The organism is Nocardioides sp. TF02-7 (assembly GCF_022437945.1).
Taxonomy (GTDB): domain Bacteria; phylum Actinomycetota; class Actinomycetes; order Propionibacteriales; family Nocardioidaceae; genus Nocardioides.
This window is the reverse complement of record NZ_CP092535.1, coordinates 4,070,565-4,096,455: the sequence shown is the minus strand read 5'-3', so window position 1 is coordinate 4,096,455 and position 25,891 is coordinate 4,070,565. Positions and strand designations below refer to the sequence as shown.

At 73.1% G+C, this 25,891-nt stretch carries 29 protein-coding genes and 5 pseudogenes; 16 read left to right on the top strand and 18 right to left on the bottom strand.

Features of this window, described 5'->3' with window-relative positions:
- Nucleotides 1–39: 39 nt before the first annotated feature.
- The 3 genes and pseudogenes from MF408_RS21240 to MF408_RS26035 all read right to left on the bottom strand — a co-directional run.
- Nucleotides 40–423 carry a hypothetical protein gene (locus MF408_RS21240; protein ID WP_240249315.1) on the bottom strand — a complete coding sequence of 128 codons (384 nt, stop codon included), beginning with the start codon at nt 421–423 and terminating at the stop codon, nt 40–42.
- Between the two features lie 27 nt (nt 424–450).
- On the bottom strand, nt 451–1,017 hold the full coding sequence (locus MF408_RS21235) for an LLM class flavin-dependent oxidoreductase (RefSeq protein ID WP_345893785.1): 567 nt from the start codon (nt 1,015–1,017) through the stop codon (nt 451–453).
- A gap of 110 nt (nt 1,018–1,127) precedes the next feature.
- Nucleotides 1,128–1,355: pseudogene (locus MF408_RS26035) on the bottom strand (LLM class flavin-dependent oxidoreductase); the annotation flags it as partial.
- Nucleotides 1,356–1,547: 192 nt separating this feature from the next.
- On the opposite strand from MF408_RS26035, the gene MF408_RS21230 reads away from it, so the two are divergent.
- From MF408_RS21230 to map, 4 genes are read left to right on the top strand one after another with little or no spacing between them, the layout of a single operon-like run.
- Nucleotides 1,548–2,525 (top strand): OB-fold nucleic acid binding domain-containing protein, encoded by a 978-nt coding sequence (locus MF408_RS21230; RefSeq protein ID WP_240249314.1) that lies wholly within the window; start codon nt 1,548–1,550, stop codon nt 2,523–2,525.
- Nucleotides 2,526–2,535: 10 nt separating this feature from the next.
- Nucleotides 2,536–3,603, top strand: coding sequence for a thiolase domain-containing protein (locus MF408_RS21225; protein WP_240249313.1), 1,068 nt, complete (start codon nt 2,536–2,538; stop codon nt 3,601–3,603).
- Entirely contained in the window at nt 3,603–4,763 is a 1,161-nt protein-coding gene (locus tag MF408_RS21220) for a thiolase domain-containing protein (RefSeq protein WP_240249312.1), read from the top strand. The genes MF408_RS21225 and MF408_RS21220 overlap by 1 nt, the downstream gene beginning before the upstream one ends.
- 34 nt (nt 4,764–4,797) lie before the next feature.
- Complete coding sequence (gene map / locus MF408_RS21215) at nt 4,798–5,565, top strand: type I methionyl aminopeptidase (RefSeq protein ID WP_240249311.1); 768 nt, start codon at nt 4,798–4,800, stop codon at nt 5,563–5,565.
- 304 nt (nt 5,566–5,869) lie between these two features.
- On the opposite strand, the gene MF408_RS21210 is transcribed toward map, so the two are convergent.
- Nucleotides 5,870–7,108, bottom strand: coding sequence for a cytochrome P450 (locus tag MF408_RS21210; RefSeq protein WP_240249310.1), 1,239 nt, complete (start codon nt 7,106–7,108; stop codon nt 5,870–5,872).
- Between the two features lie 156 nt (nt 7,109–7,264).
- Here MF408_RS21210 and MF408_RS21205 point away from each other — a divergent pair.
- Nucleotides 7,265–7,975, top strand: a pseudogene (locus tag MF408_RS21205) (steroid 3-ketoacyl-CoA thiolase); the annotation flags it as partial.
- Nucleotides 7,976–8,070: 95 nt separating this feature from the next.
- On the top strand, nt 8,071–8,427 hold the full coding sequence (locus MF408_RS21200) for a hypothetical protein (protein WP_240252095.1): 357 nt from the start codon (nt 8,071–8,073) through the stop codon (nt 8,425–8,427).
- Nucleotides 8,428–8,435: 8 nt separating this feature from the next.
- Here MF408_RS21200 and MF408_RS21195 read toward each other — a convergent pair whose 3' ends face one another.
- Complete coding sequence (locus tag MF408_RS21195) at nt 8,436–9,158, bottom strand: helix-turn-helix domain-containing protein (RefSeq protein WP_240249309.1); 723 nt, start codon at nt 9,156–9,158, stop codon at nt 8,436–8,438.
- A 65-nt stretch (nt 9,159–9,223) separates the two neighbouring features.
- Here MF408_RS21195 and MF408_RS21190 point away from each other — a divergent pair, with 65 nt between their 5' ends.
- Entirely contained in the window at nt 9,224–9,859 is a 636-nt protein-coding gene (locus MF408_RS21190; protein ID WP_240249308.1) for an isochorismatase family protein, read from the top strand.
- Between the two features lie 9 nt (nt 9,860–9,868).
- Here the strand turns inward: MF408_RS21190 and MF408_RS21185 are convergent, their stop codons facing one another.
- Nucleotides 9,869–10,753, bottom strand: a complete 885-nt coding sequence (locus MF408_RS21185) for an SDR family oxidoreductase (RefSeq protein ID WP_240249307.1) — start codon at nt 10,751–10,753, stop codon at nt 9,869–9,871.
- A complete protein-coding gene (locus MF408_RS21180; protein ID WP_240249306.1) occupies nt 10,750–11,526 on the bottom strand; it encodes an SDR family oxidoreductase in 777 nt (258 codons plus the stop codon). The genes MF408_RS21185 and MF408_RS21180 overlap by 4 nt, the downstream gene beginning before the upstream one ends.
- Nucleotides 11,527–11,567: 41 nt before the next feature.
- On the opposite strand from MF408_RS21180, the gene MF408_RS21175 reads away from it, so the two are divergent.
- From MF408_RS21175 to MF408_RS21160, 4 genes are all read left to right on the top strand, one after another.
- Nucleotides 11,568–12,329: an enoyl-CoA hydratase family protein gene (locus MF408_RS21175; protein ID WP_240249305.1), complete on the top strand. Its 762-nt coding sequence runs from the start codon at nt 11,568–11,570 to the stop codon at nt 12,327–12,329.
- Nucleotides 12,330–12,352: 23 nt separating this feature from the next.
- Nucleotides 12,353–13,219 carry a CoA-transferase gene (locus tag MF408_RS21170; RefSeq protein ID WP_240249304.1) on the top strand — a complete coding sequence of 289 codons (867 nt, stop codon included), beginning with the start codon at nt 12,353–12,355 and terminating at the stop codon, nt 13,217–13,219.
- 405 nt (nt 13,220–13,624) lie between these two features.
- Nucleotides 13,625–13,984, top strand: a complete 360-nt coding sequence (locus MF408_RS21165; RefSeq protein WP_240249303.1) for a hypothetical protein — start codon at nt 13,625–13,627, stop codon at nt 13,982–13,984.
- Between the two features lie 69 nt (nt 13,985–14,053).
- The gene (locus tag MF408_RS21160) at nt 14,054–15,061 is read left to right on the top strand and encodes a nitronate monooxygenase (protein ID WP_240249302.1); all 1,008 of its coding nucleotides are present in this window, start codon (nt 14,054–14,056) and stop codon (nt 15,059–15,061) included.
- A 22-nt stretch (nt 15,062–15,083) separates the two neighbouring features.
- Here MF408_RS21160 and MF408_RS21155 read toward each other — a convergent pair whose 3' ends face one another.
- On the bottom strand, nt 15,084–16,070 hold the full coding sequence (locus MF408_RS21155; RefSeq protein ID WP_240249301.1) for a GNAT family N-acetyltransferase: 987 nt from the start codon (nt 16,068–16,070) through the stop codon (nt 15,084–15,086).
- A gap of 66 nt (nt 16,071–16,136) precedes the next feature.
- Between MF408_RS21155 and MF408_RS21150 the strand changes: the two genes are divergently transcribed.
- Nucleotides 16,137–16,487 carry a hypothetical protein gene (locus MF408_RS21150; RefSeq protein ID WP_240249300.1) on the top strand — a complete coding sequence of 117 codons (351 nt, stop codon included), beginning with the start codon at nt 16,137–16,139 and terminating at the stop codon, nt 16,485–16,487.
- A gap of 4 nt (nt 16,488–16,491) precedes the next feature.
- Here the strand turns inward: MF408_RS21150 and MF408_RS21145 are convergent, their stop codons facing one another.
- The 3 genes from MF408_RS21145 to MF408_RS21135 are packed head-to-tail and all read right to left on the bottom strand — an operon-like array spanning nt 16,492 to nt 18,704.
- Nucleotides 16,492–16,917, bottom strand: coding sequence for a hypothetical protein (locus MF408_RS21145; RefSeq protein ID WP_240249299.1), 426 nt, complete (start codon nt 16,915–16,917; stop codon nt 16,492–16,494).
- 38 nt (nt 16,918–16,955) lie between these two features.
- Complete coding sequence (locus tag MF408_RS21140; RefSeq protein ID WP_240249298.1) at nt 16,956–17,900, bottom strand: hypothetical protein; 945 nt, start codon at nt 17,898–17,900, stop codon at nt 16,956–16,958.
- A gap of 60 nt (nt 17,901–17,960) precedes the next feature.
- Nucleotides 17,961–18,704, bottom strand: a complete 744-nt coding sequence (locus MF408_RS21135) for a hypothetical protein (RefSeq protein ID WP_240249297.1) — start codon at nt 18,702–18,704, stop codon at nt 17,961–17,963.
- A 1,003-nt stretch (nt 18,705–19,707) separates the two neighbouring features.
- Here MF408_RS21135 and MF408_RS21130 point away from each other — a divergent pair.
- The 4 genes from MF408_RS21130 to MF408_RS21115 all read left to right on the top strand — a co-directional run bounded on the left by MF408_RS21130 (nt 19,708) and on the right by MF408_RS21115 (nt 22,148).
- Nucleotides 19,708–20,283 carry a hypothetical protein gene (locus MF408_RS21130; protein WP_240249296.1) on the top strand — a complete coding sequence of 192 codons (576 nt, stop codon included), beginning with the start codon at nt 19,708–19,710 and terminating at the stop codon, nt 20,281–20,283.
- Entirely contained in the window at nt 20,280–20,702 is a 423-nt protein-coding gene (locus MF408_RS21125) for an HNH endonuclease signature motif containing protein (protein ID WP_240249295.1), read from the top strand. Before MF408_RS21130 ends, MF408_RS21125 begins: the two co-directional genes overlap by 4 nt.
- Before the next feature lie 358 nt (nt 20,703–21,060).
- Entirely contained in the window at nt 21,061–21,570 is a 510-nt protein-coding gene (locus MF408_RS21120) for a YfcE family phosphodiesterase (RefSeq protein ID WP_240249294.1), read from the top strand.
- 11 nt (nt 21,571–21,581) lie between these two features.
- On the top strand, nt 21,582–22,148 hold the full coding sequence (locus MF408_RS21115; protein WP_240249293.1) for a hypothetical protein: 567 nt from the start codon (nt 21,582–21,584) through the stop codon (nt 22,146–22,148).
- Here the strand turns inward: MF408_RS21115 and MF408_RS27250 are convergent.
- From MF408_RS27250 to MF408_RS21080, 7 genes and pseudogenes are all read right to left on the bottom strand, one after another.
- Nucleotides 22,132–23,293: pseudogene (locus MF408_RS27250) on the bottom strand (acetyl-CoA C-acetyltransferase). The gene MF408_RS21115 and the pseudogene MF408_RS27250 overlap by 17 nt on opposite strands.
- Entirely contained in the window at nt 23,290–23,391 is a 102-nt protein-coding gene (locus tag MF408_RS21100) for a hypothetical protein (protein WP_240252094.1), read from the bottom strand. The pseudogene MF408_RS27250 and the gene MF408_RS21100 overlap by 4 nt, the downstream one beginning before the upstream one ends.
- A 29-nt stretch (nt 23,392–23,420) precedes the next feature.
- Nucleotides 23,421–23,894: a helix-turn-helix domain-containing protein gene (locus MF408_RS21095; RefSeq protein WP_240249291.1), complete on the bottom strand. Its 474-nt coding sequence runs from the start codon at nt 23,892–23,894 to the stop codon at nt 23,421–23,423.
- A complete protein-coding gene (locus MF408_RS26020; protein ID WP_275693509.1) occupies nt 23,887–24,204 on the bottom strand; it encodes an SDR family oxidoreductase in 318 nt (105 codons plus the stop codon). Before MF408_RS26020 ends, MF408_RS21095 begins: the two co-directional genes overlap by 8 nt.
- A 97-nt stretch (nt 24,205–24,301) precedes the next feature.
- Nucleotides 24,302–24,691, bottom strand: a pseudogene (locus MF408_RS26015) (SDR family NAD(P)-dependent oxidoreductase); the annotation flags it as partial.
- Nucleotides 24,692–25,471 carry an acyl-CoA dehydrogenase family protein gene (locus MF408_RS21085; protein ID WP_240249290.1) on the bottom strand — a complete coding sequence of 260 codons (780 nt, stop codon included), beginning with the start codon at nt 25,469–25,471 and terminating at the stop codon, nt 24,692–24,694.
- 125 nt (nt 25,472–25,596) lie between these two features.
- A pseudogene (locus tag MF408_RS21080) lies at nt 25,597–25,863 on the bottom strand (acyl-CoA dehydrogenase family protein); the annotation flags it as partial.
- Nucleotides 25,864–25,891: the final 28 nt, after the last annotated feature.

The window sequence follows — 25,891 nt, the reverse complement described above, 5'->3', positions numbered from 1 at the left end:
TCCTCGAATTCCGGGCAATCCAGGCGACGGCCGCCGGCGTCAGCCGTCGACCTCGACCGGCACCTGCAGCGGGCGTACGCCGCCCAACCGGCGGTGGTAGCGGACGTCGGCGCCGTGCCGATCGAGGGCGGACCAGAGCGTCGCGTGCGCTGCCCACGGCAGGGGCTCGTCGCCGTGGTACCAGCTCTCGCCGAAGCTGATCCACACCGGGACCCAGCTCGCGGCGACGTCCCATGCGCCGCGCTCGCGCATCACCAGCCGGCGGCGCAGCTGGAACGCCGTGCGCGGCCCGTCGACGCAGATCGGCGCGGTGGCGACCGGCCACACCCGCAGGTCGAGCTCCATCAGCTCGAGCTCGAGGTCGGCGAGCACCGTCGGGTCCACCAGGACCGTCGCGACGTTCTCGTGCCGGGGGCGCCTCATGCAGGCACGGTAGCCGCCGGTGCCGACTCAGGCGAGGAGCTCGGCGACGCTCCGGACCTCCTCGGGCGACCGGCAGCTGAGCAGCAGCGTCGTCACGCCGGTCTCCGCCCACTGCGCGACCCGGTCCACCACCTCGGGCGCGGTGCCGATGATGTGCATGTCGTCGACGAGCTCGTCGGGGACCAGCGCGGTGGCCTGGTCCTTGCGCCCGGACAGGTAGAGCTCCTGCACCTGCGCCGCCAGGTCGGCGTACCCCATCCGCTCGAAGACCTGCTTGTGGAAGTTCTGCTCCTTGGCGCCCATGCCGCCCATGTAGAGCGCCACGACCGGCTTCATCGCCTCGACGACCCGGCGCTTCTCGTCGGCGTCGGCGACGACCTGGAGGTGGCAGGTCGCGGCGATCTCGAAGTCGGCACGCGTACGGCGGGCGCCCGGGCGGGCGAAGCCCTCGTCGAGCCACGGCTGGTACATGCCGGCACTCCTGGGCGTGTAGAAGATCGGGATCCAGCCGTCGGCGATCTCGGCGGTCTGGGCGACGTTCTTGGGTCCCTCTGCGCCGAGCCAGATCGGCAGGTCGGGGCGCAGCGGGTGCACGATCGGCTGAGCGGCTTGCCGAGGCCGACCGACCCGGGGCCGGCGTAGGGCAGCGGGTGGTGCGGCCCGTCGTTGGTGACCGGCCCCTCGCGGGCGAGCACCTGGCGGATGATCGACACGACCTCCCGGGTGCGGGCGAGCGGCTTGGCGAACGGCTGGCCGTACCACCCCTCGACGACCTGCGGCCCGCTGACGCCCATGCCGAGCACCACCCGGCCGCCGGTGAGGTGGTCGAGGGTGAGCGCGTGCATCGCGATCGACGTCGGGGAACGTCCCGACATCTGCACGATCGACGTGCCGAGCCGGACCCGGCTCGTCCCGCGGCCCCACCAGGCCAGGGGCGTGAACGCGTCGCTCCCCAGGCCTCGGCGGTGAAGACGGCGTCGAAGCCGGCCTCCTCGGCGGCGGCGACGAGCTCCGCGGTGCCCTGCGGGGCTGGGCGCCCCAGTACCCGAGCTGCAGTCCCAACTTCATGCGCTCATCCTGCCCTGCCTTGAACACCAAGACTAGAACGTGTTTCACTTTCGGCCATGAGCCGCACCCTGCAGGCACCGGTGACGGTGGCCTTCGACTACACCCGCTCCGTCGGTCCGGTGCTCGGCCGGTTCTTCACCGGCCTCCAGGAGCGACGCATCGTCGGCGCCCGGCTCTCCGACGGCCGGGTGGTGGCACCGCCGCCGGAGTTCGACCCGGTGACCCACGCCCCCACGACCGACTTCGTCGACCTGGGCGACACCGGCACGGTGACCTCGTGGACCTGGGTGAGCGAGCCGGTCGCGGGCCAGCCGTTCGACCGGCCGTTCGCGTTCGCGCTCGTCACCCCCGAGGGAGCGACCGAGCCGATGCTGCACGCGCTCGACGTCGCGTCCCCCGAGGAGGTCGCGACCGGGCTGCGGGTGCGCGCCCGGTGGGCGGAGGAGCCGAAGGGCGGGATCACCGACCTGGTCTGCTGGGAACCGGCAGCGAGCGGTCCGGACGCGCCCCGGTCCGGTGCCGCTGACCGGGCGGTCGGTGGCACGGAGGACGCGGGCGTGACCGGGATCGTCACACCGGTCAGCCTCGACTACACCTACGCCGCGTCGCCAGAGGAGTCGTCGTTCTTCCGCGCGCTCGCCGAGGGGCGCATCATCGGCCAGCGCTGTCCCGCGTGCGGCAAGGTCTACGTCCCGCCGCGCCCGGCCTGCCCGGTCGACGGCGTGCCCACCGAGGAGGAGGTCGAGCTCTCCGACACCGGCACCGTGACCACGTTCTGCGTCGTCAACGTGCCGTTCCTCGGGCAGAGGATCACGCCGCCCTACGTGTCGGCGTACGTCCTCCTCGACGGCGCCGACATCGCGATCCAGCACCTGATCCTCGACATCCCGGCCGAGGAGGTCCGGATGGGGCTGCGGGTCCGGGCGGTGTGGAAGCCGCGCGCGGAGTGGGGCACCACGATCGAGAACATCAGCCACTTCGCCCCGACAGGTGAGCCCGACGCCGACTACGAGACCTACCAGCACCACCTCTGAGGAGCGGTTCATGAGAGACGTCGCCGTCGTCGGCTTCGCCCAGCGGCAGATGCAGGACTACGACGGGTCGCCGCAGTGCGCCGAGCTGCTGGTCCCGGTCTTCGCCGAGTGCTACGAGCAGACCGGCTGGACCAAGAAGGACGTCGGGTTCTGGTGCTCCGGCTCCTCAGACTACCTCGCCGGCCGCGCGTTCTCGTTCGTCTCGGCGATCGACTCGATCGGGGTGCTGCCTCCGGTCAACGAGTCGCACGTCGAGATGGACGCCGCCTGGGCGCTCTACGAGGCCTGGCTGAAGATCCAGACCGGCGAGGTGGACACCGCCGTCGTGTTCGGGTTCGGCAAGTCCTCGGCCGGCGTGCTGCGCCGGACGCTCGCGCTCCAGCTCGACCCGTACACGATGACACCCCTGTGGCCCGACACCGTGTCGCTGGCGGCGCTGCAGGCCCGGCTCGGCATCGACCGCGGGCTGTGGGACGAGGCCGCGATGGCCGAGGTCGCCAACCGGTCGCTGACCGACGCCGAGAAGAACGAGTACGCCGTCCGCGCGGGCGGCTCGTCCGTGGCCGACCTGCTCGCCCGCCCGGTGTTCGCCGACCCGCTGCGCAAGCACGACTGCGCGCCGGTCACCGACGGTGCCGCGGCGCTGGTGCTCGCGGCCGGCGACCGGGCCCGCGAGGTGCGGGAGCGGCCGGCGTGGATCACCGGGATCGCGACGTTCGCCGACGGGCTGCACCTCGGCACCCGCGACCTGACCCGCTCGGTCTCGGCCGCGCGCTCGGCCGCCGCGGTCGGGGGGCTCGACGGCGTGGAGGTCGCCGAGCTGCACGCGCCGTTCAGCCACCAGGAGCTGGTGCTGCGCTCCGAGCTCGGGCTCGCCGACGACGTACGGGTCAACCCCTCCGGCGGACCGCTGACCGGCAACCCGATGTTCACCGGCGGCGCGATCCGGATCGGCGAGGCGGCCCGGCGGGTCTGGGACGGCACCGCCGACCGGGTGGCTGCGCACGCCACCAGCGGCCCCGCGCTGCAGCAGAACCTCGTGTGCGTCATGGAGGGCCGGGAGAAGGGGCAGAGCTGATGGCGAAGATTCCTGCAGCGGTGATCGGCGTGGGCCAGACCCACTACCGCGCCAAGCGCGAGGACGTCTCGATGGCGGGCCTGTGCCGCGAGGCGATGGACCGGGCGCTCGAGGACGCGGGGCTCGGCCTCGACGAGGTCGACGCGATCGTCGTCGGGAAGGCGCCCGACCTGTTCGAGGGCGTGATGATGCCCGAGCTCTACCTCGCCGAGGCGCTCGGCGCCGCCGGCAAGCCGCTGCTGCGGGTGCACACGGCCGGCTCGGTGGGCGGCTCGACCGCGATCGTCGCCGCGTCGCTGGTGCAGGCCGGCGTGCACCGCAAGGTGCTCACGGTGTCGTTCGAGAAGCAGTCGGAGTCCAACGCGATGTGGGCGCTGTCGGTGCCCGTGCCGTTCGTCATGCCGGTGCACGCCGGCGCGGGCGGCTACTTCGCGCCCCACGTGCGGTCCTACATCCGCCGGTCGGGCGCGCCGACGCACATCGGGGCGATGGTCGCGGCCAAGGACCGCACCAACGCGCTCCGCAACCCCTACGCGCACCTGCGGGAGGAGAAGACCGTCGAGCAGGTGCTGTCGTCGACGATGCTGTGGGACCCGATCCGCTACGACGAGACCTGCCCGTCCTCCGACGGCGCGTGCGCGCTCGTGATCGCGTCCGACGACGTGGCACAGGGCTCGGCCGACCCCGCGTGGATCCACGGCACCGTGATGCGTTCGGAGCCGACGACCGCCGCGGAGCGCGACCAGGTCAACCCGCAGGCCGGGCGCGACGCCGCGGCGGCACTGTGGAAGCAGGCCGGCATCACCGACCCCGCCGCCGAGATCGACGCGGCGGAGATCTACGTCCCCTTCTCGTGGTTCGAGCCGATGTGGCTGGAGAACCTCGGGTTCGCCGACGAGGGCGAGGGCTGGCGGCTCACCGAGGCCGGCGAGACCGGCATCGACGGCCGGATCCCGGTGAACTGCTCGGGCGGCGTGCTCTCGTCGAACCCGATCGGTGCGTCCGGGATGATCCGGTTCGGGGAGGCCGCGCTCCAGGTGCGCGGCGCCGCCGGCGACCACCAGGTGGACGGCGTACGCCGTGCCCTCGGGCACGCGTACGGCGGCGGGTCGCAGTTCTTCTCGATGTGGGTCCTCGGGGTGGACCGGCCCGCGAACTGAGGGGTGGGCCGGGTCACGCCGTACCCTTGACCTCGTGATCGAGCTCCGCACCCCGACCCAGATCGAGCAGATGCGTCCCGCCGGACGCTTCGTGGCCTCGGTGATCAGCGCCCTCGCCGAGAAGGCCGACGTCGGGGTCAACCTGCTGGAGCTCGACGAGCTGGCGCACCGGATGATCAAGGACGCCGGGGCGGAGTCGTGCTACATCGACTACCACCCCTCGTTCGGCGCGATGCCGTTCGGGAAGGTGCTGTGCACGTCGGTCAACGACGCGGTGCTGCACGGCCTGCCGTTCGACTACACGCTGCAGGACGGCGACCTGCTGAGCGTCGACTTCGCGGCCGCTGTCGACGGCTGGGTCGCCGACTCGGCGCTGTCGGTCGTGGTCGGCACCCCGCGGCAGGAGGACCTGTGGCTGATCGACGTGGCGCAGCGTGCCCTCGACGCCGGCATCGACGCCGCGCGGGCCGGCAACCGGCTCGGCGACATCTCGCACGCGATCGGCTCGGTCGCCCGCGGCGAGGGCCTGTCGGTCAACCTGCAGTTCGGCGGGCACGGGGTCGGCCGGACCATGCACGGCGACCCGCACGTGGCCAACGACGGCCAGCCGGGCCGGGGGCTGAAGCTGCGCCCGGGCCTGGTGATCGCGATCGAGCCGTGGTTCCTCCACAGCACCGACGAGATCCGGTTCGACCCGGACGGCTGGACCATCCGCAGCGCCGACGGCTCCCGCGGGGCCCACGTCGAGCACACGGTCGCGATCACCGACGGCGACCCGCTCGTGCTGACGGCGCGCGCCTGAACCCGCGCCCGCTGAGCCCGCTCGAGCCCGCTGGGGACTACTGGGCGAGCCCCCCAGAAGAACCCGAAGAGCCCGGCGGCCACGCCGATACCGACGATCAGCCACAGCGAGATCCACGCCAGCGTGTGCATCGTGTGCTGGTAGCGGTTCTCGGAGAACCCCTGGAACTGCTCGGCGTCGGTGTGGCTCATCGGATCGGATCTCCTCCTGCCCGGGACGGCTCTGCTCGACAGGGATCGGTCGACAGACTGGCGTCCCGAAGACTAGAGCACCCGGTCGCGGTCTCGGCGGGCCGACCCGGAGGTCACTGGTAGGTGACCTGCATCTCCTTGATCGCGTTGAGCCATCCCGAGCGCAGCCGCCGCGGCTCCCCGGCCTGGCTGATGCCCGGCGCGATGTCGGCGAGCGCCTCGAAGATCAGCTTGACCTCCATCCGGGCGAGGTTGGCGCCGATGCAGTAGTGGGCGCCGTGCCCGCCGAAGGCGACGTGCGGGTTGGGGTCTCGGCGGATGTCGAACCGGAACGGGTCGTCGAAGACGCTCTCGTCGAAGTTCGCCGACGCGTAGAACAGCCCGACCCGGTCGCCCTTGGCGATCGCCTGCCCGGCCAGCTCGGTGTCACGCTTGGCGGTGCGCTGGAACACCGTCACCGGCGTCGCCCACCGGATCACCTCGTCGACCATGGTCTCCGGCCGCTCGGTCCTCCACAGCTCCCACTGGTCGGGGTTCTGGAAGAACGCGTGCATGCCGTGGCTGATCGCGTTGCGGGTGGTCTCGTTGCCGGCGACCGTCAGCAGGATCACGAAGAAGCCGAACTCGTCGTTGGTCAGCGCGCCGTGGTCGTCGTCCTGGCCCACGCTGACTAGCTTGGTGACGATGTCGTCGCGGGGGTTCTCCCGGCGGTCGTTGGCCAGCGCGTCGAAGTAGCCGAGGATCTCCATCGACGCGACCGCCGGGTCGACGTCGAAGTCGGGGTCGTCGTAGGCCATCATCTGGTTGGACCACTCGAAGAGCTTCTTGCGGTCCTCCTGCGGCACCCCGAGGAAGTCGGCGATCGCCTGCAGCGGCAGCTCCGCCGCCAGGTCCTCGACGAAGTCCCCGCTGCCCTTGGCCACCGCGTCCTCGACGATCCGGTGGGCACGCTCCCGCAGCGCGTCCTTGAGCGACGCGATGGCCCGCGGGGTGAACCCCCGGGAGACGATGCCCCGCATCTTGGTGTGGTCGGGCGGGTCGTGGTGGATCAGCATCGCCCGCTGCACCTCGACCTGGTCGCGCGTCATGTCCGGGGCGAACCGGATGATGACGCCGTTCTCCGCCGTCGACCAGTCGTCGTTGTTCTTGGAGACCTCGCGGACCTCCTGGTGGCGGCTCACCGCCCAGTAGCCGCTGCCGAAGAACCCGGCGCGGGCCTCGGGCACCTGCTCGACCCAGTGGATCGGCGCGTTGGCGCGGAGCGCCCGGAACTCGTCGTGCGGGAACGACTTCTCGTTGATGTCCGGGTCGGTGGGGTCGAACCCCGGCGGGAGCAGGTCGAGGTTGGTCACGTCGGAGGAGCCTTTCGGTCGCCCAGGGCGGCGGCACGCCTGGATGGAACACGTTCTACAGCGAGACTACAGACCCTCCCTGGAACATGAAAGGCTTTCGTGCGGCGATTCGGGAGCAAACAAGAACGTGTTCTAGTTCGGTGCTAGATTGCCGCCATGGGCACTCCCGTGATCGTCGACGCCGTCCGCACGCCGCTCGGGAAGCGGAAGGGATGGCTCGCCGGCGTCCATCCCGCCGTGCTGCTCGGTCTCGTGCAGGCCGAGGTGCTGCGCCGCGCAGGGATCGACCCCACGCTCGTCGAGCAGGTCGTCGGCGGCTGCGTGACCCAGGCCGGCGAGCAGTCCAACGACATGGTGCGGCGGGCGTGGCTGCACGCCGGGCTCCCCCAGCACACCGGCGGCACCGTCATCGACGCCCAGTGCGGGTCGGGGCAGCAGGCCGCGCACCTGGTCAACGACATGGTCGCCGCGGGCACGATCGCGGTCGGGATCGCGTGCGGCGTCGAGGCGATGTCACGGGTGCCGCTCGGGGCCAACGTGCCGCCGGGGCTCGGCAGCCCACGCCCGGCCGACTGGACCATCGACATGCCCGACCAGTTCGAGGCGGCCGACCGGATCGCCCGTCACCGGGGCTTCGGGCGCCGCGACCTCGAGGAGCTCGGAGCCACGTCGCAGGCCAGGGCGAGGATCGCGACCGACGAGGGCCGCTTCAAGCGCGAGATCGTGCCGGTCGAGGCGCCCGTCCTCGACGAGGAGGGCGGCCCGACCGGGGCCACCCGGGTCGTCGACACCGACCAGGGGCTGCGCGAGACGAACCTCGAGGGGCTCGCCGGGTTGCGGCCCGTGCTCCCCGACGGCCTGCACACGGCAGGCACGTCCTCGCAGGTCTCCGACGGCGCCGCGGCCCTCCTCGTCATGGACGAGGACCGGGCGCGGTCCCTCGGGCTGACCCCCGGGCGCGGATCCGGTTCCACTGCCTGGTCGGCTCCGACCCCTCCTTCCACCTCGACGGCCCGGTCGACGCCACCCAGCGGGTGCTCGACAGGACCGGCATGGCGATCAGCGACTTCGACCTGTTCGAGGTCAACGAGGCGTTCGCCTCGGTCGTTCTCTCCTGGGCCGGCGCGCACCGCGTCGACATGGAGCGGGTCAACGTCAACGGCGGTGCGATCGCGCTCGGCCACCCCGTCGGCGCGACCGGCGTGCGGCTGATCACCACCGCCCTGCACGAGCTCGAGCGGCGCGACGCCACGACCGCGCTGATCTCGATGTGCGCCGGCGGCGCGATGGCCACCGGAACGGTGCTCGAGCGGATCTGACCCGTCCGTCACGTCCCGGCGAGGGAGAACCGCTGGCGGTACGACGTCGGCGTGGTCGCGTACGCGCTGACGAAGTTCTGGCGGAAGGTCACGGCGCTGCTGAACCCGCAGGCCTCCGCGATCCGGGCGACCGGCCAGGTCGTCGACTCCAGCAGCCGGCGCGCCTCGTCCAGGCGCCGCGCGAGCACCCAGCGCGCCGGGCTGGTGCCGGTGACCTCGGCGAACCTGCGGATGAAGTGGCGCCGGCTCATCCGCGCGTGCGCGGCGAGCGCGTCGACCGCGAGCGGCCCGCCGAGGTTGTGCAGCGCCCAGTCGATGGTGGGGCCGAGGTGCCCCGCGCCTCCCGGGTCCCCGACCGGCCGGTCGACGTACTGAGCCTGGTCGCCCTCGCGGTGCGGTGCGACCACCAGGTGGCGGGCCACGGTCGCGGCCGCCGAGGAGCCGAGGTGCGAGCGGACGATGTGCAGGCACGCGTCGATCGCCGAGGCCGTGCCGGCCGAGGTCAGCACGTCGCCGTGGTCGACATAGAGCGCGGCGGCGTCGACGCGGGTGCCGGGGTGCCGGCGGTGGAGCTCGTCGACCGCGGCCCAGTGCGTGACGACCTCCCGCCCCTCGAGGACGCCGCTGTCGACGACCGGGAAGGCGCCGAGGCACAGCCCGGCGACCTGGCCGCCGCGGGCCCGGGTCGCGCGCAGCCGCCTCGCCAACGCCTCGTCCTGCGTGCCACTCACCGTAGCGGAGCCCGACCCGCCAGAGTGGTGCTCGTCTCCGCCCCGTCCGACCACAGGAGCAGATCATGACCGCACCGCGCCGCGCACTCGTCGTCGTCGACGTCCAGCAGGAGTACTTCTCCGGGATCCTCCAGGTCCAAGCGCCCGACCGGGAGCGGTCGCTCGCCAACGTCGTCGCGGCCCTCGACGTGGCGGAGCAGCACGACCTCCCCGTCGTCGTCCTGCAGCACCAGTTCCCCGAGGGGGCGCCGGTCTTCGCCGTCGGCAGCGAGAGCTGGGCGCTCCACCCCGAGGTCGAGCGGCGGCTGCGGCCGTCGTGGAAGCTGGCCACCAAGGACAAGGCGAGCGTCTTCGCGGGCACCGACGTCGCCGCCTGGCTGGCCGAGCACGACGTCGACACGATCACGATCGTGGGCTACATGACCAACAACTGCGACCTCGCGACGGCGGCCGCCGCGGAGGAGCTGGGGCTCGCTGCCGAGATCCTCTCCGACGCGACCGGCGCCATCCACCTGGCCAACGACGCGGGGAAGGTCTCCGCCGAGCAGCTGCACGAGACCCTCCTCGTGCTCCTGCACTCCAACTTCGCGGCCGTGGCCACCACCGAGGCCTGGACGGCGGCGGTCACCGCGGGCGAGCCGCTGCCGAAGGGCGACCTCGGCAGCTCCGCGATGCAGGGCCGGGCGGCGTTCGCCGGGTGACCCCGGGGCTCAGCCGGCGCCGTAGACCGGCTCGGGCGCGGGCGCCCGGGCGATCAGCGCACGGAGGGCGGCGCCGACGTCGGCGGCCGCCCACCGGGAGCCGTTGTCGTGGGCGGGGCCGTGGGTCCAGCCGTTCTCGACGGTGATCGTGCTGCCATCGATCTCGACCACCCGGCCGGTGACGTCGCCGGCCTCCTCCGACGCCAGCCACGCCACCACGGGCGAGTTGTCCTCCGGCAGCGGCATGGCGGAGGTGTCGAAGGCACCCTCGGTCATCCGGGTGCGGGCGACCGGTGCAATCGCGTTGACGGTGACGCCGTACCTGCCCAGCTCCGCAGCGGCGACCAGCGTCAGCGCCGCGATGCCTGCCTTCGCGGCGGAGTAGGTCGCCTGCCCGATCGAGCCCTGCAGGCCGGCGCCGGAGGAGGTGTTGACGACCCGGGCCGCGCGCTGCCGGCCCTCCTTCGCCTCGCTGCGCCAGTACGCCGCCGCGTGCCGGAGCGGCGCGAAGTGGCCCTTGAGGTGCACCCGGACGACGGCGTCCCACTCCTCCTCCGAGGTGTTGACGAGCATCCGGTCGCGGACGAAACCGGCGTTGTTGACGAGCACGTCGAGCCCGCCGAACGTGTCGACCGCCTGCCGGACCATCGCGGCGGCCGCGTCGAAGTCGGCCACGTCGGCGTCGTTGGCCACGGCCTCGCCGCCCAGGGCGCGGATCTCCGCGACCACCTCCTCGGCGGGCGACTCGCCCGTGCCCTCCCCCGCGAGGGAGACCCCGCGGTCGTTGACCACGACGCGGGCGCCGTGCCGGGCCAGCTCCAACGCGTGCGCGCGGCCGATCCCCCGGCCCGCGCCGGTGACGATGGCGACCCTGCCCTCCAGCAGTCGACTCACGGTGCGTGCTCCTTCATCCGTTGCTGCGCGATGTAGAGGAAGACCGGCTGCTCCCCGCCCCCGTGGCACGCGACCCGGGCGCCCGAGACGTAGGACGCCAGGTCGCTGGCCAGGAACGCGACGACCCGCCCGACCTCGGCGGGTTCGGCCATCCGTCCCAACGGGATGGTGCGCTCGATCTCGGCGACCGTGGCGTCGCTGCCGTAGTGGTCGGCGGCGTCGGCCGTGCGCACCATGCCGACCTCGACCGCGTTGACCCGCACCCGCGGCCCCCACTCCTGGGCGAGCGAGGTCGTGAGCGAGTCCAGCCCGGCCTTCGCCGCGCCGTAGGCGGCCGTGCCGGGTGACGGGCGGGTGCCGGAGAGCGAGGAGATGTTGACGATGCTGCCGCCGCCGTCCTGGCGCTGCATGACGGCGTTGGCGGCCCGGGCGCAGCCGAGCGCGGCCGTCAGGTTGAGCCCGACCACCTTCTCATGGAACCGCGACGACGCCTCGGCGGCCGGGACGTACGGCGCCCCGCCGGCGTTGTTGACGAGGAGGTCGAGCCGACCGTGCCGCGCGACCACGCCCGCGACCATCGCCGTCACCGCGTCGGCGTCGCGAACGTCGCACACGACGTGCTCGACAGGGCCCTCCGGCGCGGCCTCCGACCGGGCGCAGGTGACCACGGTCGCCCCCGCGGCCGCGAGCACCTCTGCGATGCCGCGCCCGATGCCGCGGGAGCCGCCGGTGACCAGGGCGACGCGGCCGGCGAGGTCGACGGACAGAGCCATGCAAGCACCCTACCAAGCATTTGCTTGGTAAGGTGCCGGGCATGACAGTGCGCAGCGAGCTGCGACCCGACGGGATCCGCGTCGTCACCATGGACGCCCCGCCGGTCAACGCGCTCACCGTCCAGGGCTGGTTCGACGTGGCCGCCGCGCTCGACGAGGCGGGCCGCGACCAGGGGACGCACGTGGTGGTGCTCCGGGCGGAAGGCCGCGGGTTCAACGCCGGCGTCGACATCAAGGAGATGCAGCGGACCTCCGGCTTCGAGGCGCTGCTCGGCGCCAACAGGGGCTGCTACGCCGCGTTCAAGGCCGTCTACGAGTGCGCGGTGCCGGTCGTCGCGGCGGTCCACGGGTTCTGCCTCGGCGGCGGCGTCGGCCTGGTCGGCAACGCCGACGTCGTGGTCGCCGGCGACGACGCCTACTTCGGGGTGCCGGAGGTCGACCAGGGGGCGCTCGGCGCGGCCACGCACATGGCGCGACTGGTCCCGCAACACCTGATGCGCACCCTCTACCTCACCGGACGCACCGTCCCGGCGGCCGACCTGGTGCGGTTCGGCTCCGTGCTCGAGGTGGTGCCGCGGGACCGGCTCGACGAGGCCGCGCTCGCCGTCGCCGGCGAGATCGCCGCCAAGGACACGCGGGTCGTCCGTGCGGCCAAGGAGGCCCTCAACGGGATCGACCCGGTCGACGTCAACAAGAGCTACCGGTTCGAGCAGGGGTTCACGTTCGAGCTCAACCTGATGGGCGTGAGCGACGAGCTGCGCGACCGGTTCGCCGGCACCAGCAAGAGCGAGGGAGCGAAGTGAGCCGCAGGCCGCGTGACAAGCGGATGTCCGTCGACGAGGTGGTCGCCGGGCTCGAGAGCGGGATGACGGTCGGCATCGGCGGCTGGGGCTCGCGCCGCAAGCCGATGGCGCTCGTGCGGGCGCTCTACCGCTCCGACCTCACCGACCTCACCGTCGTCAGCTGGGGCGGCGCCGACGTCGGGCTGCTCGCCCGCGCCGGGAAGATCCGCAAGCTCGTCTTCGCGTTCGTGTCGCTCGACTCCGTCCCGCTCGAACCGAGCTTCCAGCGCGCCCGGCAGGAGGGGACGATCCCCGAGGTGGTCGAGCTCGACGAGGGCATGTTCCAGACCGGGCTCCGCGCGGCCGCGCAACGGCTGCCGTTCCTCCCGACCCGCGCCGGGCTGGGCTCCGACGTGATGGTCAACAACCCGTGGCTGCGCACCGTCACCAGCCCGTACGACGGCCCCGACGGCGTCCCCGAGGAGCTGGTCGCCGTCCCCGCCCTGCGGCTCGACGTCGCCCTCGTCCACCTCAACCGGGCCGACGCGCACGGCAACGCGGCGTACCTCGGACCCGACCCGTACTTCGACGACCTCTTCTGCCTGGCGGCCGACCGTGCCTACGTGAGCGTGGAGCAGGTCGTCGACACGGCAGGGCTGACGGTCGACACCGCCGTCCAGCGGGTGCTGCTGAGCCGGATGATGGTCGACGGGGTGGTCGAGACCCCCCACGGCGCGCACTTCACGACCTGCACGCCCGACTACGAGCGCGACGAGCGGTTCCAGAAGGCCTACGCCGCCGCCGCGGGCGGCACCGAGGAGGCGTGGCGGGCGTTCCACGACCGGTTCCTCGCCGGGGACGAGGACGACTACCAGGCCGCGGTGCGGGCCTTCCACGAGGAGCAGTCATGACCGACGTCACCCGCGCCGACGTCTGCGCGGCCGCGATCGCCGACGCCTTCAGCGAGGACGGTGAGGTCTTCGCCAGCCCGATGGGGCTGCTGCCCACGCTGGGGGTGCGACTGGCGAAGCTCACGTCCAACCCCGACCTGGTGATCAGCGACGGAGAGGCACTGTTTTTCGGCGGCGTGCCTCCGCTCGGGGGCACCGACGTCGTGGAGGGGTGGATCCCGTTCCGCCGGGTGTTCGACGTCATCGCGTGGGGCCGGCGGCACGTGATGATGGGCGCCACCCAGATCGACCGCGACGGCAACCAGAACATCTCCGCGATCGGCGAGTGGGCGCAGCCGCGACGAGCAGCTGCTGGGCTCGCGGGGCGCCCCCGGCAACACCGTCAACAACCGGACGTCGTACTGGGTGCCGCGGCACTCCCCACGGGTCTTCGTGGAGCAGGTCGACGTCGTCTCCGGCGTGGGGCCGAGGCGGGCGCGGGCGGCCGGCGCCGCGGCGGCGCGGTTCAACGACATCCACCGCGTGGTCACCAACCTCGCGGTGCTCGACCTCGGCGGTCCCGACGGGACGATGCGGTTGCGCAGCGTCCACCCCGGCGTGACCGTCGACGACGTCGTCGCCGCGACCGGCTTCGGGCTGGCGCCGCCCGACGAGGTGCCGACGACGCGGGAGCCGACGTTCGAGGAGCTGGTGCTGATCAGGGACCTGCTCGACCCGAAGGGGCTGCGGTTCCGCGAGGTGCCGGTGCCGGAGGACGCGCGGTGATCGAGCAGCGGATCCGCACCCCCGTTCACCGACCTGGTCGGCGTCCGGCACCCCGTCGTCCAGACCGGCATGGGGTGGGTCTCCGGGCCGCGACTCGTGTCGGCGACCGCCGAGGCCGGCGGCCTCGGGATCCTCGCGTCGGCGACGATGACGTTCGCGGAGCTCGAGCAGGCGATCGTCGAGGTCAAGAGCCGCACCCGGCAGCCGTTCGGGGTGAACCTCCGGGCCGACGCCGGCGACGCCGCCGCACGGTGCGACCTCCTCGTCGAGCACGGCGTGAAGGTGGCGTCGTTCGCGCTCGCCCCCAAGCCGGAGCTGATCGCCCGGCTGAAGGACCACGACGTCGTCGTCATCCCGTCGGTCGGCGCGGCCAAGCACGCGCGGAAGGTGGCGTCGTGGGGCGCCGACGCGGTCATGGTGCAGGGCGGTGAGGGCGGTGGCCACACCGGGCAGGTGCCGACCACGCTGCTGCTGCCGACGGTGCTCGATGCCGTCGACGTGCCGGTCGTCGCTGCCGGCGGCTTCTACGACGGCCGGGGCCTCGCCGCCGCCCTGTCCTACGGGGCGGCGGCCGTCGGGATGGGCACCCGGTTTCTCCTCACCAGCGACTCCGCGGTGCCCGATGCGGTCAAGCAGCTCTACCTGTCCCAGGGCCTGACCGACACCGTCGTCACCACCAAGGTCGACGGCATGCCGCACCGGATGCTGCGCACCGACCTCGTCGCTGAGCTCGAGGAGTCGAGCCCGGTCCGCAGGGTCGGCCCGACCGTGCGCCGCACCCTCGACTTCAAGCGTGAGGCGGGGATGTCGTGGGCGCAGCTGGCCCGCGACGGACGCGCGATGCGCAAGCAGCAGGGCCGCAGCCTCGCCCAGACCGCGCTCGCCGCCAACACGCCGATGATGCTGAAGGCCGGCCTCGTCGACGGTGACACCTCCGCCGGCGTGCTCGCCAGCGGGCAGGTCGTCGGCGTCATCGACGACCTGCCGTCGTGCGAGGAGCTGATCGACCGGGTCGTCGAGCAGGCGGTGCGCGAGCTGCGGCGGGGCGCGTCGTACGTCGTCGACCGGCTCCTCTAGCTGCTCCCCTGACGCCGACGGCTCACAGCGTGCGCTGGAAGGCCAGCTCCCGCCCCATCACCCGGTAGCCGAGCAGCTCGTTGACGCCGATCATGTGGTCGTTGGACTCGGCGTTGAACGTGTCGATCTCCTCGAGCTGCGGCTCGGCCTCGGCCAGCCACCGCAGAAGCTCGACCTTGAGCAGCAGCCCGAGGCGGTGGCCGCGGTGGGCGCGGACGACCGACGTGTCGTGCTGGTCGCCGCGGGTGGGGTGCTCCGACTGCACGACGACCACGGTCTGGCCCGCCAACTGCCCCGTCGGCAGGTGCCGAGCCACCACCCGGTAGCCGCGTTCGCGCCGGAACGCACAGGCGGCCTCGTAGCTGCGCATCCGCTCGGCGCTGAACACCTCGTCCTCGATGTCGAGGTCGTCGGTGGGCGCGTCGTTGATCGCCGACGCCATCTCGGCCAGGTCGTCGAGGCGGTCGTCGGGGGTCGGCAGCGACCAGCGCTCGAGCGCGTAGTCGGCCGCCCGCGGCAACGCCTCGTCGTACCTCCGGTCGAGCTCGGCGCGGTCGACGTCGGCGAGGTGCTGCCGCCGGTTGATCGCCTGGTGCGCCCTGGCGTAGCCGTGCCTCGCGGCGAACGCGACGCAGGCCTCGGACTCCCAACCGCCCATGCCCACCGTCGTGCGCCCCATCGCCGCGACCTCGCCCTCGAGGTGCGCCAGGATCGCGGAGCCGTGGCCGCGGCGGCGGTGGTCGGGGTGGACCTGGAGTCCGAGCCAGGCGAGGTGGAGGTTGTCGTACTCGCTCACGGCGATGGTGCCCCCGCCGACGACCTCGTCGTCGACCCGGGCGAGGTAGGGCACGGCCGGCTCGCCGTCCCAGCCGTGACGGAAGCGCGCCTCGGCGCGGAGGAGGGTCGGCTCGTGCTCCCAGGGCGAGTCGGCGAGGCGTACGGCGTCCTCCAGCGCGACCCACTCCTTGAGCTCGGCTGCGTCGTCCGGCCCGAACCGTGTGATCTGCATGACGAACAAGCATCGTCCTGCTCCGAGGGCACCGCCACCGAGTTTCCGCGCCGGTAGGCTGGCTGCATGAGCCAGGAGCCGGTGACGACCCGCCGTCGGCACCTCATCGACCCCACCCAGCCGCGCAAGCAGCCGACCGCCGAGGACCTCGCGCGGCTGCACCGGGTGCAGCGGCGGGTGGCCTCCGTGCTCATCCTCACCACGATCTTCCACCTCACCGTCGGGTTCGTCGTTGCGGCGAAGTTCGACGTCGCCGGCGACCGCGCCGACGCCAAGGTCGCGCTGGTCCTCCTGGGTGCCGCGTTCTTCGCCTGCGGCATCGCCGCGTCGCGCGCCCTCAACCGCCGGCCGCTCCTCACCTGGTGGTTGGCCACCGCGCTGATCCCGGCAGTGGTGGGCACCTGGTGGGTGCTCTGAGCCCTCAGCAGAGGCCGCACGCGAGGAACGTCGAGCCCGCGACCCGCCACCGGCCCTGCGCCCGGTCGAGCGCGAAGTAGGCCCGGCGCCGCTCGCCGGCGCGCACCAGGTCGACGTAGACGACCGGCTTCTCCGCGAACTGCTCGGTGACGAGGGGCCGGCGGGCCGCCCAGCCTCGGGCCTCCGCCCACCGGCGTACGGCGGCTAGCGCGGCCGGCGGGACGGTCGGGGTTTGCGCGGCGGTGGCGGCCGGGGCGGTCGTGGTGACGGCGGCGGGGCTGCCGCGCTCGGCCGGGCCGGTCGCGGTGACTGACGAAACGGAGCTGGCGGCGTCCTGCGCCGCGCACGAGGTGACGGTGAGGAGGAGCGCGACCAGGAACGTGGCGGCCAGGCCGCCGGCCGCGCCGGAGCGGTCGTTTCGGAGCGTCATCGCAGGTCCTTTCCCGAGACACCTGGTGCTCCACGACGCTAGGGATCCTCGGCCGGCGCCGCCACCGTCAGCCGGCTGCCTGTGGAGAACTCGCGGCGAGGAGCACCCGCTCCCCCCGCCGGCGCGAAGCCGACCCGGGCCAGCCGCTCGAGCGCGTCGGCGTCCACGGCCGGCGCGAGGGCGAGCACCGTCGCTGCCTCCTCGGCCGCCGCCGCGCAGGCGGCGGCGAGCAGGTCGCCCTCGGCCGCCGGGTCGCCGGACGGGGAGTACGTCAGCCCGATCCTCGTCATCCCTGCGACCACGGGCGTCCGCGAGCACATCGCGACCGGCTCCTCCCCCACCTCCCACAGGAGCACCGCACCGTGCGCCAGCGGGTCGTCGACGACGAACGCGAGGTCGCTCGGGTCCTCCGGGTGGGCCCGCCGGAACCGCCCGAACCAGTCGGCGAGCAGCTCCCGGTCAGCAGCGGTCGCGACCCGCGGCCGGCCGGCCGTCGCCGGCGGGTGAGCGACCAGGCCGGCGAGCCGGAGGACACGGATCCGTGCCCGCGGCGCGAGGTCGTGCCCGGCCGCGCCCCACGCGGCGACCGCGCGGTCGACGTACCGGCCGTCGACGCCGATCGCCGGCGGACGCGGCAGCACGGCCGGCAGGGAGCGGAGCGCGGCCTCCGGCGCCGGCGAGACGAGCGGCGCGTGGCGCGGCGCCTGCAGGAACGCCGCGGTCACGGCGCCTGCCTCGTCCGTCCACCAGCCGTAGCGCTGCTCGGCGCGCGGCTCCGGGTGCCGGCGCAGGTACGTCGCCTCGGTCAGCAGGACCGTGCCGGCCACCGGGTCGGCCGCCAGGAAGCCGAGGGCACGGTCGCAGAAGGTCGTCACGTCGGTGGTCGTGTGCCAGGTGCGCGATGCAGCCGCCCCGGAGCGACCCGCGGCTACCTCGCCGACCGCCGCCCGACCTGGCTCGGAGGCCTCGGGGTCGCGGGGCACGGCGGGCTCCTCGGGGCGGGATGCCCATTGTCGCACCGCGCGCTGGTTCGCACCTCGAGCTCAGCCGGGTGGCGGGGGCGTCCAGACCAGACCGGTCGTGGACTTGTCCTCGAAGTCGCTACCCCAGACGAACAGCGTCTCACCAGCCCACACCGCAAGGTCCGGTCGGGCCGAGCGACGCCGCAGGGCCGGGCACGGAGGCAGTGGCCTGGTGTCGTCGAGGGCAGCGGAGACGAGCTCACCCCCTCCGCCCGACAACCAATCCGGTCCGGGGCCGGCGGCAGGGGGCTGGCACGTGACGTCCTCGCGCGACGGCAGCGCGGCCCACGTGCCGGTGGCCGGGTCGTAGGCGCGGCTCGAGCCAAGGCGCTCACCGACCGCCACGACGAGGCGCTCGCCGTGCCACCACAGATCCTGCTCGTACGTGACGGGCGGCGTCTCCTCCTCGACGACCCGCCACCTGCCGTTCTCGAGGACCGCCAACCGCGAAGGCGCCCCCTCGTACGCCGCGCCGTGGTTCTCGACCGCCATCGACAACAGCCAGAGCCGTTGTCCGTCCCATGCCATGCTGCGGTCGTAGGACTCGCCGAACGGGTCTCGGGGCAGCGCGGACCACTGGCCGGTGTCGGGGTCGAGCAACCAGTCGACCGGCTTCCTCCCCGGGTGCTGCTGGTACGCGACGAACACAGGACCGTCGTCCGTGGCGATCAGGAAGTCACCGACGCCGGGGCTGGGCTCCAGGTGCCGCCAAGCGCCGGTGTCCGGGTCGAGAGCGAACGTGTGCCGGCCGCCGACGACGACCACCTCGTCGCCTGTCCACCAAGCCCGAGCACCGACGAGGGCGGCGGGCGCGTCGGGGGAGGTCCCGCCACCTGTCGGCCACCGGGTCGTAGGCCACGACCTGTGCACTCGGTCGGGGGTGGTAGGCGCAGTCGGCGCCCGGCGGACACGGGGGGCCGGGTGTCACCCCCGACGATGACGACCTCGCTCCCGGTCCACGCGGCTGCAGCGCCGTGCCGAGGGGTGATCGGTGCAGGCGCCACTCGCGCCCAGCCGGAGCTGCCGCCGGGCGCGGACGGAGCAGCACGAGATTCGCTTCCCTGCCCGCCCTCGCGGTCGTCGCCCACTCCGCAAGCCATGAGGGACGCGACCAGCAGTACGGCAGCTCCCGCGACCATCGACCTCACAGAAGGATGACGGCCTCGGCGCAGAGGAGGTTCCGTGCCCGTCGAATCCGCGGTGGTTCGGCGGTCTGCTCGATCGCGGCGAGGGTCCGCGGGATTCGGGTTGCTCTCGTGCCGCTGCCGACGCGGGATGAGCCACTTGTCGTCCACAGGCTGATTTTCCGGTGCGAGTTGTCCACAACCCCCGTGGTTGAGCGGGATTCTCGACGGGGTGGTGTCGGTGGCGGGTGCTTCGATAGGAGCATGTTCGAAGACCCGCCCGGCACCGGTGCTCCCTCGGGGATGCACCCGATCCAGGCGTGCGCCCGCCAGGTGGGTGCGGCGCTCGACCGGGTGGCCGGGGTGGAGGCGACGTTCATGCCCACCGGCGCGAAGGCGGCGGCGATCAGCGAGCTGCACCGGGCCGAGCAGCGGCTCAAGGCGCTGCGGCTGAAGGTCATGGCCGCCTCCAGTGACGTCGCGGCCGAGAACGCCGCCGCGGACGTGGGGTCGTGGTTGGCGCACGAAGTCCGGGCTGACCTGCGCGACGCCCGGGCCGACCAACGCCTGGCGAAGGCGTTGGACGACCGGTTCCCCGTCGTGGCGGCGGCGTTCGCCGCCGGCCGGGTCTCGGAGGAGCAGGCGTGGGTGATCGTCCGCGCCGTCGACGCCCTCCCCAGACGGGTCGGAACCCAGGTCAAGGCCGACGCCGAGGAGACCCTCGTCGACTGCGCCGCCCAGTTCACCCCCACCCAGCTCCGCATCCTCGGCCGCCACATCCTGCACGTCGTCGCACCCGAGATCGCCGACGCCGAGGACGCCAAAAGCTCGCCGAGGAAGAAGCCACCGCCGAGGAACGGTCCCGGCTCTCGATCCGCGACCTCGGCGACGGCACCTCGCGGATCTCCGGCATCATCCCCACCCCCGCGGCGAATCGACTCGACACCTACCTCGACGCCCTCACCAGCCCCCGCCACCGCGACCCCGACACCGTCGAGGACGAGAACCAGACGACCGAAACCGGCGATGCGGAGCCGTTGGAGCCGACCACCACCGAGCTGCCCGACGGGACCGAGATCCTCGGGTGTCACGACGAGGGTGACCGGATCCCCCTACCCCAAGAAGCGCGCCCTGGCGTTCTGCGCCCTGCTGGAGCGGCTCGACCCCCACCGGCTCCCCGAGCACGGCGGGGGACGCCACCACCGTCCTCGTCACGGTGACTCTGGAGGACCTGCGCTCCGACCTCGGTGTCGCCGGCCTCGTCGAACCCGACCTCGAGCACGGCCCCAACCTGACCGCCGCCGAGGCCCGCCGCCTGGCCTGCAACGCCGCCATCATCCCCATCGTCCTCGGCAGCGACAGCGAGGTCCTCGACCTCGGCCGCACGAGACGCCTCTTCACCCCAGCCCAGCGGAAGCTGATCCGAGTCCGCGACAAACGATGCCGCGCCAAAGGCTGTCGAGTGAAACCCCAGTGGTGCGAGATCCACCACCTCCACCCCTGGCGCAACGGCGGATCCACCGACCCCGACAACGGGATCTGCCTGTGCGCCTACCACCACCGCCTCATCGAGAACCCGGCCTATGAGCACCGACGCCTGCCCGACGGCGACCTCCACATCACCAAACGACGAACCTGACCCCCGCCCCGCGAAGCGCCAGGGCGCCGGAACCTAGAAATCACCTTCTCCTCCCGGACCGCAACCACAAGGGTCGACCCGACACAACCCGGCAGCGACCCGCGGACCGCAACCAGGTGCCTCGACCCCCGCGGCGAGCGCCCACGCCTGGCCGTTCGTCCCCACCGCAACCCACCGGCGACCCGCCGCGCCCCCCGACAACGGCGACCCCAGGCCACCAGGTGCCTAGCGTGCGCTCCAACGGCACCAGGTGCCAGCCCAGCGCACCCCAACAGCGACCCGGCGGCCCCCGCGGGATCTGCAGGCGCGGCAGCCGGGTCGCCTTGTCCGCCACCCCTCCCGCCGGTTCACTGGCGGCATGCCGACCACGCTGCTGCTCACCGCCGACACGCACGTGCCGAAGCGGGCCCGGGACCTGCCGGCCCAGGTGTGGGCGGCGGTGGAGGCGGCGGACGTCGTGGTGCACGCGGGTGACTGGGTGGACGTGGCGCTGCTCGACCGGTTCGAGGAGCGGGCCCGGCGGCTGGTTGCCGTCTACGGCAACAACGACCACGGTGAGCTCCGGCGGCGGCTGCGCGAGGAGGAGCGGGTGGAGCTCGACGGTGTCCGCATCGGGGTCGTCCACGAGACCGGCTCCGCCAAGGGCCGGGAGGAGCGGTGCAGCGCGCGCTACCCCGACCTCGACGTGCTGGTGTTCGGGCACAGCCACATCCCGTGGGACACCACGACCGACACGGGCCTCCGGCTGCTCAACCCCGGCTCCCCCACCGATCGCCGACGGCAGCCGCACTGCACCTACCTGACCGCGGTCGCCAACGGCGGGGAGCTCCGTGACGTCGAGCTCCACAGGGTGGTCAGGGAGCAGTAGGGTCGCGGCCCATGGCCATCCTGCACGCCGCGACCATCACGCCGACCAAGCCGGAGCTCCTGGCGTCGTGGCTCGGCGGTCCGGTCGAGGTGGTCGCCTCCTACCGCTTCGACGACCCCGCGGGCGAGGTGGGCGTCGAGGCGTTCGTGGTGCGGTACGACGACCGGCTCCGCCACGTCGTCCTGACCTACCGCGGCGCCCCGCTTCCGGAGACCGGGCCCGGCGCCGACGACGCCCGGATGGTCGGCGCCATGGAGCACTCGGTGCTCGGCCGGCGGTGGGTCTACGACGGCACGACCGACCCGGTCGCCGTCGACTGCTTCCGCCGCGCGGTGCTCGGCGACCAGCACCAGGCGGTGCTGGAGGTGTGGAAGGACGGTGAGCTGGTCGCGACCCGCGAGCCGACCGCGCGGCTCCACAGCACCGCGCCGACCGCCACCACGCCACCCGTCCCCGCCGACGCGACCCTCCGGATCGTCCGCGACCTGGGTGAGCCGCTCCCCGACCCGGCGCTCGTGGTGGCGTGGGACGGCGGCGAGGCGGCGGTCGCGACCCTCGGGGTCAGAGCCGCTCGATGATGGTGACGTTGGCCTGGCCGCCGCCCTCGCACATCGTCTGCAGGCCGTAGCGGCCGCCGGTGCGCTCCAGCTCGTTGAGGAGCGTCGCCATGATGCGGGTGCCGGTGGCGCCGATCGGGTGGCCGAGGGCGATACCGCCGCCGTTGACGTTGACCTTGTCGTGCGGCACGCCGATCTCCTGCATCCAGGCCAGGACGACGGAGGCGAACGCCTCGTTGCACTCGAAGAGGTCGATGTCGTCGACGGTCAGCCCGGTCCGCTCCAGCGCGTGCCTCGTCGCACCGATCGGGCCGGTCAGCATCCACACCGGGTCGTCGCCACGGACGGACAGGTGGTGCACCCGGGCACGCGGCGTGAGGCCGTGCTCGGTGACCGCCCGCTCGGAGGCGATCAGCATCGCCGACGACGCGTCGCAGATCTGCGAGGCCACCGCGGCGGTGATCCGGCCGCCCGGAGCGAGCGGGTCGAGGCCGGCCATCTTCTCCAGCGACGTCTCCCGCGGGCACTGGTCGACCGTCAGCGACGCACCGTCCGGCAGCGGCACCGGCACCACCTCGCGGTCGAACCGCCCCTCGGCGATGGCCGTGTGGGCGCGCTCGTGGGAGGCCAGCGCGAAGGCCTCCATCGCCTCGCGGGAGATGTCCCACCGCTCGGCGATCATCTCGGCAGGCGGAACTGGCTCACCTCCTGGTCGCCGTACCGCTTCTGCCAGCCGGGCGACTCCGCGAACGGCGTGGAGAAGCCGTACTGCTGCCCGACGACCATCGCGGCGGAGATCGGGATCGCGCTCATGTTCTGCACGCCGCCGGCGACCACGAGGTCCTGGGTGCCCGACATGACACCCTGGGCGGCGAAGTGGACGGCCTGCTGCGACGACCCGCACTGCCGGTCGATCGTCACGCCGGGCACGTGGTCGGGGAGCCCGGCCACCAGCCAGGCGGTGCGCGCGACGTCGCCGGCCTGGGAGCCGATCGTGTCGCAGCAGCCGAGGATCACGTCGTCGACGGCGCCCGGGTCGACGCCGGTCCGGTCGACCAGCGCGGCGATGGTGTGCGCCGCGAGGTCGGCAGGTGGACGCCGGCGAGGGCGCCGCCGCGCTTGCCGACCGGGGTGCGGACGGCGTCGATGATGTAGGCGTCGGTCATGAGCTGATCCCGTCGAGGAGGATGCGGACGTACTGGTCGGCGACCTCGGTGTGGGTCAGGCCGCGGCCCGGGCGGTACCACCGGACGGCGACCCACACGGTGTCGCGGATGAAGCGGTAGGTCAGCGTCACGTCGAGGTCGGGCCGGAGGCACGCCGGAGCGCACGCCCTCCTCCAGCAGGGTCACCCACACCTGGCGCGACTGCCGGTTGCGGTCGGCCAGGTAGCCGAACCGCTCGAACCCGCCGAGGTAGTCGGCCTCGTTCTGGTAGATCGCGACCTCGTGCGGGTGCTTGTCGATCGCGTCGAACGACACCCGTACGGCGCGCTCCAGCTTGGTGCGCGCGTCGTCGTCGCTGCCGAGGATCTCGTCGTACTGCCCGAACAACTCGGCCTGGAAAGTCGACAGGATCTCGTCGATCATCGACTCCTTGGAGTCGAGAGTGGTGGTAGAGGCTGCCCGACAGGATGCCGGCGGCGTCGGCGATGTCGCGGACCGTCGTGTTCTTGAAGCCCTTCTCGGCGAAGAGCCGGGCGGCGATCGCGAGCAGCTCGCCACGCCGGGTGCCCTCGCCGGCGGTGCCCCCGCTGGGCCTAGGCATGCTGGCTGCTCACCGAGACCACCTCGCCGGTCAGGTACGACGAGTAGTCGCTCGCCAGGAACACCATCACGTTGGCGACCTCCCACGGAGCCGCGGCGCGACCGAACGCCTCCCGCTGCTTCAGCTCCTCGAGCAGCTCGGGCGAGGTCACCTTCTCCAGGAAGGGGTGCATCGCCAGGCTCGGGGAGACCGCGTTGACACGGATCCCGTGCGGCGCCAGGTCGCTCGCGGCGCAGCGGGTCAGCGCCATCACGCCGGCCTTCGCCGCCGCGTAGTGCGCCTGCCCCTCCTGGGCCCGCCATCCGACCACGGACGCGTTGTTGACGACCACGCCCCGCTTCCCCCGCCGCCACCATCCGCTGCCCGGCGGCGCGCACGCACCGGAAGGTGCCGGTGAGCGTGATGTCGAGGACCTTCGCCCACTGCTCGTCGGTCATCTCGAGGATGCCGGCGGTGCCGCCCAGGCCGGCGTTGTTGACCATCACGTCGACCCCACCGGCCTCGTCCGCGGTGTCGAGCAGGGCCTGCACCTGGGCCTCGTCGGTCACGTCGCAGAGCCGGCTCCGCACCCGGTCGGCGCCGAACTCCGCGGCGAGGCCCTCCTCCGCCTCGGCCACCCGGCGCTCGTGGGTGTCGCTGAGCACCACGGTCCGGGCGCCCTCCTCGAGCGCCCGCCTGGCGACCGCGGCGCCGATGCCGGCACCGGCGGCGGCGGTCACCACGACCACCTTGTCGGCGAGCAGGTCGTGGCCGGGCACGTAGGCGGGCACCGGCTGCTCGGGTCGGGTCGCGGTCATTCAGGGTCCTTTCGGCTCTCGGGGCAATTCGAGCACCCGCTCGGCGAGGATGTTGCGTTGGACCTCGTCGCTCCCGCCGTAGATGGTGTCGGCGCGCGAGAACAGGAACAGTCGCTGGTGCTCGTCGAGGTCGTAGCCGCCGTCCGGGCCGCCGTAGCCGCGGGTGACCAGACCCTCCGCCCCCGCGACGTCCATCGCCACCTCTCCGAGCCGCCGGTGCCAGCCGGCCCACGCCAGCTTGAAGATCGAGCCCGCTCCCCCGCCGGCCGCCGAGTCCTGACCGCCCTCCACCAGGGCCAGCGCCCGCAGCGCGAAGCTGCGGATCGCGCTCAGCTCCACCTTGAGCCGCGCCAACCGGTCGCGGACGACCGGGTCGTCGATGCTGCCGTTGGCCCGTGCCCGCGCGACGACGCCGTCGAGCTCGCGCCCGAAGCCCACGGTCTGGCCGAGCGTGGAGACGCCGCGCTCGAACCCGAGCAGCCCCATCGCCACGGCCCAGCCGCGCCCCGGCTCGCCCACCACCAGGTCGGCCCCGGTGCGCGCGCCGGTGAGGAAGACCTCGTTGAACTCCGACCCGCCCGTCAGCTGCTCGATCGGGCGGACCTCGACGCCCTCCTGGTCGAGCGGCACCAGCAGGAACGACAGTCCGTGGTGGCGCTGCGAGCCGGGCTCGGTGCGCGCGAGCACGAACACCCAGTCGGACAGGTGGGCGTTGGACGTCCACACCTTCTGCCCGTCGACGACCCACTCCTCGCCGTCGAGCCGGGCGCGGGTCTGCACGTTCGCGAGGTCGGAGCCGGCACCGGGCTCGGGTAGCCCTGGGCCCACAGCTCGTCGACCGCGCGGATCGGCGGCAGGAACCGCTCCCGCTGCGCGTCGGTGCCGAAAGCGAGGAGCGTCGGCCCCAGCAGGGTCTCGCCCAGGTGGTTGACCGTCGCAGGGGCGCCCGCCCGCGCGTACTCCTCGTGGAAGACCACCTGCTGCCACAGCGACAGCCCGCGGCCGCCGTGCTCCTCCGGCCAGCCCACGCAGGTCCAGCCGTGCTCGGCGAGCAGCCGGTTCCACGCCCGGCGCTCCTCGAACGCCTCGTGGTCGCGGCCGGGGCCCCCGCGACCCCGGATCGCACGCCACTCCCCGACCAGGTGGTCGCCGAGCCACTCCCGCACCTCCATGCGGAACGCGCGGTCGGCTGCGCTCTCG